The sequence below is a fragment of the Mesorhizobium sp. M7A.F.Ca.CA.003.01.2.1 genome, from assembly GCF_003998945.1.
Lineage (GTDB): Bacteria > Pseudomonadota > Alphaproteobacteria > Rhizobiales > Rhizobiaceae > Mesorhizobium > Mesorhizobium ciceri.
This window is the reverse complement of sequence record NZ_RZRA01000144.1, coordinates 1-7,777: the sequence shown is the minus strand read 5'-3', so window position 1 is coordinate 7,777 and position 7,777 is coordinate 1. Positions and strand designations below refer to the sequence as shown.

5 protein-coding genes and 1 pseudogene are annotated in these 7,777 nt (G+C 63.4%); 4 read left to right on the top strand and 2 right to left on the bottom strand.

The window, feature by feature from the left end:
* The 4 genes and pseudogenes from EN969_RS08690 to EN969_RS08675 all read left to right on the top strand — a co-directional run.
* Positions 1-429: pseudogene (locus EN969_RS08690) on the top strand (NAD(P)(+) transhydrogenase (Re/Si-specific) subunit alpha); the annotation flags it as partial.
* Positions 426-854, top strand: a complete 429-nt coding sequence (locus tag EN969_RS08685; protein WP_024501908.1) for an NAD(P) transhydrogenase subunit alpha — start codon at positions 426-428, stop codon at positions 852-854. The pseudogene EN969_RS08690 and the gene EN969_RS08685, both read left to right, overlap by 4 nt.
* 6 nt (positions 855-860) lie before the next feature.
* Positions 861-2,258, top strand: a complete 1,398-nt coding sequence (locus EN969_RS08680) for an NAD(P)(+) transhydrogenase (Re/Si-specific) subunit beta (protein ID WP_127419072.1) — start codon at positions 861-863, stop codon at positions 2,256-2,258.
* Positions 2,259-2,405: 147 nt separating this feature from the next.
* Positions 2,406-3,887 (top strand): hypothetical protein, encoded by a 1,482-nt coding sequence (locus EN969_RS08675; protein WP_063170441.1) that lies wholly within the window; start codon positions 2,406-2,408, stop codon positions 3,885-3,887.
* 98 nt (positions 3,888-3,985) lie between these two features.
* Here EN969_RS08675 and EN969_RS08670 read toward each other — a convergent pair whose 3' ends face one another.
* Together EN969_RS08670 and gyrB are read right to left on the bottom strand one after the other, a co-directional pair.
* A complete protein-coding gene (locus EN969_RS08670) occupies positions 3,986-4,903 on the bottom strand; it encodes a hypothetical protein (RefSeq protein WP_013528199.1) in 918 nt (305 codons plus the stop codon).
* 231 nt (positions 4,904-5,134) lie between these two features.
* Positions 5,135-7,606: a DNA topoisomerase (ATP-hydrolyzing) subunit B gene (gene gyrB, locus EN969_RS08665; RefSeq protein WP_013528198.1), complete on the bottom strand. Its 2,472-nt coding sequence runs from the start codon at positions 7,604-7,606 to the stop codon at positions 5,135-5,137.
* Positions 7,607-7,777: the final 171 nt, after the last annotated feature.

The window sequence follows — 7,777 nt, the reverse complement described above, 5'->3', positions numbered from 1 at the left end:
ATCGTCGACCTCGCGGTCGAGCGCGGCGGCAATGTCGAGGGCGCCGAAGCCGGCAAGGTGGTCACCACCGCCAACAACGTCAAGATTGTCGGCCATCTCAATGTGCCTGGCCGCATCGCGGCGTCGGCCTCGCTGCTTTATGCCAGGAACCTGTTCGCCTTTCTCGAGACGCTGGTCGATAAGACGGCCAAGACGCTTGCCATCAATCGCGACGACGATCTGGTCAAGGCAACGATGCTGACCGATGGCGGCAAGGTGGTTCATCCGGCTTTCGTGAAAGCCGACCAGCAGCCGGCAAAGGGCCAATATGTCGAGCCGGCCGCGATCCCGGCCAAGACCATGGTCGCCGATGCTTCGCCCAAGAAAGCCGCGCCCAAGAAGGCGGCCGCACCCAAGTCGCCCTCGTCGAAGCCGAAAGGGATCGCGTGATGGACCAGACCCTGCAGAAAGCCCTCGACCAGCTCGACCAGGCCTCCGCCGCCGTCCGGCTGGCGGTGCACAATCTGGCGACCGCGCCCGGCGGCACTGACGCGGCCGGTGATGCCGCGCATGCGCTCTCCGGCGGCGCCATCGATCCCTTCGTCTTCCGCTTCGCCATCTTCGTCCTGGCGATCTTCGTCGGCTACTACGTCGTCTGGTCGGTGACCCCCGCACTGCATACGCCGCTGATGGCCGTCACCAATGCCATCTCCTCGGTCATCGTCGTCGGCGCGCTGCTTGCCGTCGGCATCGCCGCCTCCGGCATTGCCGCGGGCTTCGGCTTCGTCGCGCTGATGCTGGTTTCGGTCAACATCTTCGGCGGCTTCCTCGTCACCCAGCGCATGCTGGCCATGTACAAGAAGAAGGACAAGTAGAGCGCCATGAACGCCAACTTCGCGTCCTTCCTCTACCTCGTCTCCGGTGTCCTGTTCATCATGGCGCTGCGCGGCCTGTCGCATCCGACCACCAGCCGCCAGGGCAATCTCTACGGCATGATCGGCATGGGTATTGCCATCGCCACCACACTGGCTCTGGCGACCCCGTCCGCCGGCCGCTTCGGCCTGATCGTGCTCGGCCTTGCCATTGGCGGCGGCGTCGGCGCCGTTACCGCGCGCCGCATCGCCATGACCTCGATGCCGCAGCTGGTCGCTGCCTTCCACTCGCTGGTCGGCCTCGCCGCCGTCATGGTGGCGGCTGCCGCGATCTATGCCCCGGAAAGCTTCGGCATCGGCACGGATGGCGACATTCATGCCCAGGCCCTGATCGAGATGAGCCTTGGCGTCGCCATCGGCGCCATCACCTTCACCGGCTCGGTCATCGCTTTCCTCAAGCTCGATGGCCGCATGTCCGGCAAGCCGATCATGATCGGCGCACGCCACTTCATCAACGCCGCACTTGCTATCGCGCTCGTCGTGCTGATCGTGTTGCTGGTCACCACCGAGTCCAAGCTGGTCTTCTGGCTGATCGTTGCCGCCTCGCTGGTGCTCGGTATCCTGCTGATCATCCCGATCGGCGGCGCCGACATGCCGGTCGTCGTCTCGATGCTGAATTCCTATTCCGGCTGGGCGGCGGCGGCGCTGGGCTTCACGCTCGGCAATCTGGCGCTGATCATCACCGGCGCGCTGGTCGGCTCATCCGGCGCGATCCTGTCCTACATCATGTGCAAGGGCATGAACCGAAGCTTCATCTCGGTCATTCTCGGCGGCTTCGGTGGGGAGACGGCAGCGGCCGCCGATGACGGCATCGAACGCACGGTCAAGCAGGGTTCTGCCGACGATGCCGCCTACCTCATGATGAACGCCCAGAAAGTCATCATCGTGCCGGGCTACGGCATGGCGGTTGCCCAGGCGCAGCAATCGCTGCGCGAAATGGCCGACAAGCTCAAGGCCAATGGCGTCGACGTGAAGTACGCCATCCACCCGGTCGCCGGCCGCATGCCCGGCCACATGAACGTGCTGCTCGCCGAAGCCAATGTGCCCTACGACGAGGTGTTCGAGCTTGAGGACATCAACTCGGAGTTCGCGCAAGCCGACGTTGCCTATGTCATCGGCGCCAACGACGTCACCAACCCGTCCGCGCGCGACGACAAGTCCTCACCCATCTACGGCATGCCGATCCTCGACGTCGACAAGGCGCGCACCTGCCTGTTCGTCAAGCGCTCGCTCGGTTCCGGCTATGCCGGTATCGACAACACGCTGTTCTACAAGGACGGCACCATGATGCTGCTCGGCGACGCCAAGAAGATGACCGAAGAGATCGTCAAAGCCATGGATCACTGATCCGGGATAAGCGCCGGGACACGCCAAGAATCGCCCGGCTTCGCGCCGGGCTTTTTCTTGGCAGGCTTTCTTGGCTTGACGGCGATTTCGGCGCTACGATGACGAATTCCCGCCTCGACGGCGGGATTGTCGTCGACGGAGACGTTGGTGCCTGACCCGATCGCATCGCCGCCCGCCGGGAAAGCGCCGCGCAAGCCTGGCCAGGCGGTGGTGATCGTGCATGGCATGGGCGAACAGCGGCCGATGGATACGCTGCGAGGCTTTGTCCAGGCTGTCTGGAGCCATGACCCCAACCGCGCGCCGTTTTATGCCCATGTCGCCGATCCGGCCGACCCCGCCGGCGCGAAGATCAACCAGAGCTGGATCACTCCCGACAGCCGGACCAATTCGTACGAACTTCGCCGCATCACCACGCCCTACGATGTCGATGGCCGCCGCACCGACTTCTACGAGCTTTACTGGGCCGACATCACGCAGGGCACGACGCGAGGCCGGCTTGCCGCCTGGGTGACAAATCTGCTGTGGCGCAAGCCCACCGACATACCGCCGGACGCCCGAAAGCTCTATCTGGTCACTCTGGTTGCCGCCATCATCGTCCTGGTCGCGACGCTCGCGCTTGCGACGTCGGTTTGGCAGCAGCAGATTTCGTGGACCGTCGGCGTCCTCGTCACCATCCTGGCCTCGTTCGTCATCTGGTCGGTGGACCGTTTTGGCCTTCCCTATTTCGGCGATGTCGCGGGCTATGTGCGCGCTGAAGCGGCCACGGTAGAGAAGCGGGCGCTGATCCGCGACCGCGGCCTGAAGCTGCTGAAGCGTCTGATGATGGACGATACCTACGATCGCATCGTGCTGGTCTCGCACAGCCTCGGCTCGATGATCGCCTATGACCTGTTGCAGATCTTGTGGTCCGATTTCAGGCCCCGAAAACTCGAGGCCATCCGCGACAAGGCGAAACTGAAGGCTATCCACGCCATCGACAAGGCGACGCTTGTTGCCGACGGCTCGGCATGGCCCGGCAGCCTTGACGATCTTGCCGGGTTCCGGCGCGATCAGTGGGAGCTCTATCGCCAACTGCGCACCAGGGACGACAGCCATCGGCCTTGGAAGATCAGCGATTTCGTCACGCTTGGTAGCCCGCTGACCCACAGCGAATTTCTGGTGACGCACAATCTCGCCGAATTCAGGCGCGGCATCGCCGAGCGCCTGTTCTCGGCATGTCCGCCGATTGCCGAGGGAGCGGCGGCCGGTGGCACCGTGCTTTATCAGGAAGGGCGCAACCGTTCTTCCGGCAAGCCACAGCGGGCGGTGCATCATGGCGCGGTGTTTGCTGCGACGCGCTGGACCAATATCTTCGACCGCGGCAACGGTTGGCTGACGGGCGATCCGATCTCAGGGCCGATGGCGGAGAATTTCGGCCCGGGCGTGGAGAACGTTCAGGTCGAGCTGCGCGGTTCCCTCGGCCGTGTCTTCACCCACACGCTGTACTGGTCGTTGGCGGCGACCGGTATCGAGGTTGCTGCCGGCGATCAGCCGCGCTCGCATCTCGCCGTGCTGCGCGACGCTGTCGACCTCGGTCGCAAACTGGAGCCGAGCCAAGCCGAAGTGCCGGCGATTCCTCCCCGAAAATAAGAACGGATTTCAGCGAACGGGGTCGTGGCAGCGCCGCTCGACAACTTCAAAGCAAAGCCGCTCCGGGCGGGCCAGAGTGGCTTTGTTGCAAGTGCAGTTCAACGGTTGGTGATAAAAACCGCTTCCTCATCGTCGCGCTGCCTGCCGCCAAGGGCCGCGGCAGCACTGGCGATAAAGGCGCCGATGGCCAGCGAGAGCGCACCAAGCAGGGCAAACGTCGCGCTGGCCTTCCTGGCTGTGTCGGCGGCCTGCTGCGCCTTGACCTTGGCGTCCTGGGCCTTGGCGAGGACGGCATCCACCCGGGTCCTGGCATCTGCTTCCGAAAGCCCCGTGCGAACGGCGACCAACTGCGACAGATAGGTTTTGTCGTCTGCGGAAACCTCGCCTGCCGCGGCGCCGGCGATCAGGATGCGCGAAGCCTGCCCAACCGCGGCCGCATCGCTGTCCGGATTGGCGGCCGCGAGCTTGCCCGGATCAGCCGGACGGAACAGTGAATCCACCAGGTAGGATGTCGCATTGTCGGCCGACGCGCTGCCGGCATTGGCCGAAGCCCCCGCCGATGCGCCCATGGCCGCACCAGACGCGATGGTGGACACCGCCTGCACGCCCGAGCCTATGGCAGCGGAAAGCGCGGAGCCAAGCACGCCGACGACGAGCAGTGTGGCCAACGCCCAGGCAAGAAAGCCATGGGCGGTATCACGGAAATACACCTCGTCCGTGTGGATGCCGACCCATTTGGTGCGCAGGCGTCCGGCAAGGTAGCCGCCGACACCCGAGGACAGCCATTGCACGATGATCAGCCAGACGGCGGTGGATGCCGCGAAAGTGGTGACAGATGCGCCGGATCCCGACCAGGGCGACACCATGCTCAATCCAAGCCCGGAGCCCAGCAGCATGAGGATGAAGGTCAGCGTCGAGGCCGCGAAGGCACCGGCGATGATCGGTCCCCAACTGACGGCGGTGGAGGAGGATTCTGTTGAAGTGGAAACGTCGACAGCCGATAGGGTGGACTGCATAAGTGCCCCCTATCGTACGAACAGCATGATCAGAATGATGATCGGGATCGGTATGCCGAGCAACCAGAGCAAAATGCCGCGTCCCATGGAAGCCTCCTGTTAGAAATTGTGATCGATATTGTCACAATGTCTCGCAGGGACTTCCGTTCCGGCGCGTTGCAAATTGATTTTGTTGCCGCCGGTGGAACAATTGGCGCGCCGCAGCGCGCCAATTCAGATTTAACGGCCAGATCAGATATCCAGATTGGCGACCGACAGCGCGTTGTCCTGGATGAACTCGCGCCTGGGCTCGACCTCGTCGCCCATCAGCCGCGAAAACAGCGAATCCGCATCGGTCGCGTCATTGACCTTGACCTGCAGCAGCGAGCGCACGTTCGGATCGAGCGTGGTTTCCCACAGCTGTTCGGCGTTCATCTCGCCGAGACCCTTGTAGCGCTGCATCGTCAGGCCCTTGCGGCCTGTCGCAAAGACCGCATTGAGCATCGCCAGCGGCCCCGAGATGGTTTCGGAGACATCCTTGCGGCGCAGCACCGGCGGCGACCCGTAGACCTCGCTGAGGCGCTGTGCGTAGCGGTCGAGCTGGCGTGCGTCGGCCGAATTGATCAGCGCCAGGTCGAGATGCGCATATTCCTTGACGCTGCGCACCGTGCGCTCGAACACATAGCCGCCAACGCCTTCATTCGAGGTCGACATGCGGCCGGTCCAGCCGCGCTCGGTGTCCTCGGCAATGATGTCGAGGCGTTTTGCAATCCGCTCCGCCATGTCGTTGGCGCGACCGAGATCGGCGAACACGTCCGGGTTGAGCCCACCGGCGATCGCCGCCTGCTCGACGACGCCTCTGTTGTAGCGCGTGTGCAGGCCGTTGATCAGCTGGCGCACCGCCAGCGCGTCATCGATGGCGCCACGCAGGTCCTGCCCGATGCGAACCTCGCCCGAGCCGAGCGTAAGCGATGCTTCCTCCAGTCCCGAGCCGATCAGGAACTCCTCGAACGCGCTTTCGTCCTTGATGTATTGCGAGCTCTTGCCGCGCGTCACCTTGTAGAGCGGCGGCTGGGCGATGTAGAGATGGCCGCGCTCGATCAGCTCCGGCATCTGCCGGAAGAAGAAGGTAAGCAGCAAGGTTCTGATATGGGCGCCGTCGACGTCGGCGTCGGTCATCAGGATGATCTTGTGGTAGCGCAATTTGTCGGCGTTGAACTCGTCCTTGCCGATCGAGGTGCCGAGCGCCGTGATCAACGTGCCGATCATGTCGGAGCCGAGCATGCGGTCGAAGCGCGCCCGCTCGACATTGAGGATCTTGCCGCGCAACGGCAGGATCGCCTGGTTCTGGCGCGAACGCCCACCCTTGGCGGAGCCGCCGGCGGAATCACCCTCGACGATGAAGATTTCGGATTTCGCCGGGTCGCGTTCCTGGCAGTCGGCCAGTTTGCCGGGCAGGGAAGTGACGCCGAGCGAACTCTTGCGGGTGATATCGCGCGCCTTGCGCGCCGCTTCGCGCGCCGCCGCCGCCTGGATCACCTTGTCGACGACCACCTTGCCTTCGCTCGGGTGTTCTTCCAGCCAGGTGCCGAGCGCTTCGTTGACCAGGCCTTCGACGACAGGACGGACTTCCGACGAGACCAGCTTGTCCTTGGTCTGCGAGGAGAATTTCGGGTCGGGAACCTTGACCGACAGCACCGCCGTCAGACCTTCGCGGCAATCGTCGCCGATCAACGAGACCTTTTCCTTCTTGGTCAGCCCAGAGGATTCGCCATAGCCGGTGATCTGACGCGTCAGCGCGCCGCGGAAGCCGGCCAGATGCGTGCCGCCATCGCGCTGCGGGATGTTGTTGGTGAAGGCCAGCACGTTCTCGTGGTAGCTGTCGTTCCACCACATCGCCACTTCGACGGTGATCCCGTCGCGCTCCGCCCGGATGGCGATCGGCTTGTCGATCAGCGGTTTCTTGACGCGATCGAGATATTTGACGAATTCTTCGAGGCCTCCATCGTAGTGCAGTTCATGGCGCACGACATCGGCGTGACGGGCATCGGTCAAAATGATGCGCACGCCGGAATTGAGGAAGGCAAGCTCGCGCAGCCGGTGTTCCAGCGTGCCGAAGTCGAACTCGACCATGGTGAAGGTCTCGGCCGACGGGAAGAAGGTGATCTGGCTGCCGCTGCGGCCCTCATAGGTGCCCGGCTGCTTGTCCTGCTCATAGGTGCCGGTCGCCTTCAGAGGTGCGTCGGCATTGCCATGCGTGAAACTCATCTCGAAGATCTGGCCGTTGCGGCGGATCTTCAGCTTTAGCCACGCCGACAGCGCGTTGACCACCGAGACGCCGACGCCATGCAGGCCGCCCGAGACCTTGTAGGAATTCTGGTCGAACTTGCCGCCGGCATGCAGCTGCGTCATGATCACTTCGGCCGCCGAAATGCCTTCTCCGGTGTGGATATCGGTCGGAATTCCGCGGCCATTGTCGATCACAGTGACCGAACCATCGGGGTTGAGCGTCACGGTGACGAGGTCGGCGTGACCGGCCAGCGCCTCGTCGATGGCGTTGTCGACCACTTCATAGACCATGTGATGCAGGCCCGAGCCGTCGTCTGTATCACCGATATACATTCCGGGGCGTTTGCGGACAGCGTCCAACCCCTTCAAAACCTTGATGGAATCGGCGCCGTATTCGGCTTCAGCGCCGTTGTTGTTGTCGATCTGATCGCTCATGAAAACCTGTTGTCTGGATGCCGCCTGCACAGCGCGAAAAGTCCGCGCCGAATCGCGCCTCTGATATCGACTAGATATAGGCGCAAAAGGCGGTTTTTCCAAGGTTTGCAGGCATTTCACTGGGAATGGCCGGCTGCCAATGGCGGGCCTCCGCCGGCCCCCATTTCACTT

Coding starts and splice junctions, on each gene's coding strand:
- EN969_RS08680 (WP_127419072.1), top strand. CDS start 861: ATGAACGCCAACTTCGCGTCCTTCCTCTACCTCGTCTCCGGTGTCCTG.
- gyrB (WP_013528198.1), bottom strand. CDS start 7,606: ATGAGCGATCAGATCGACAACAACAACGGCGCTGAAGCCGAATACGGC.
- EN969_RS08670 (WP_013528199.1), bottom strand. CDS start 4,903: ATGCAGTCCACCCTATCGGCTGTCGACGTTTCCACTTCAACAGAATCC.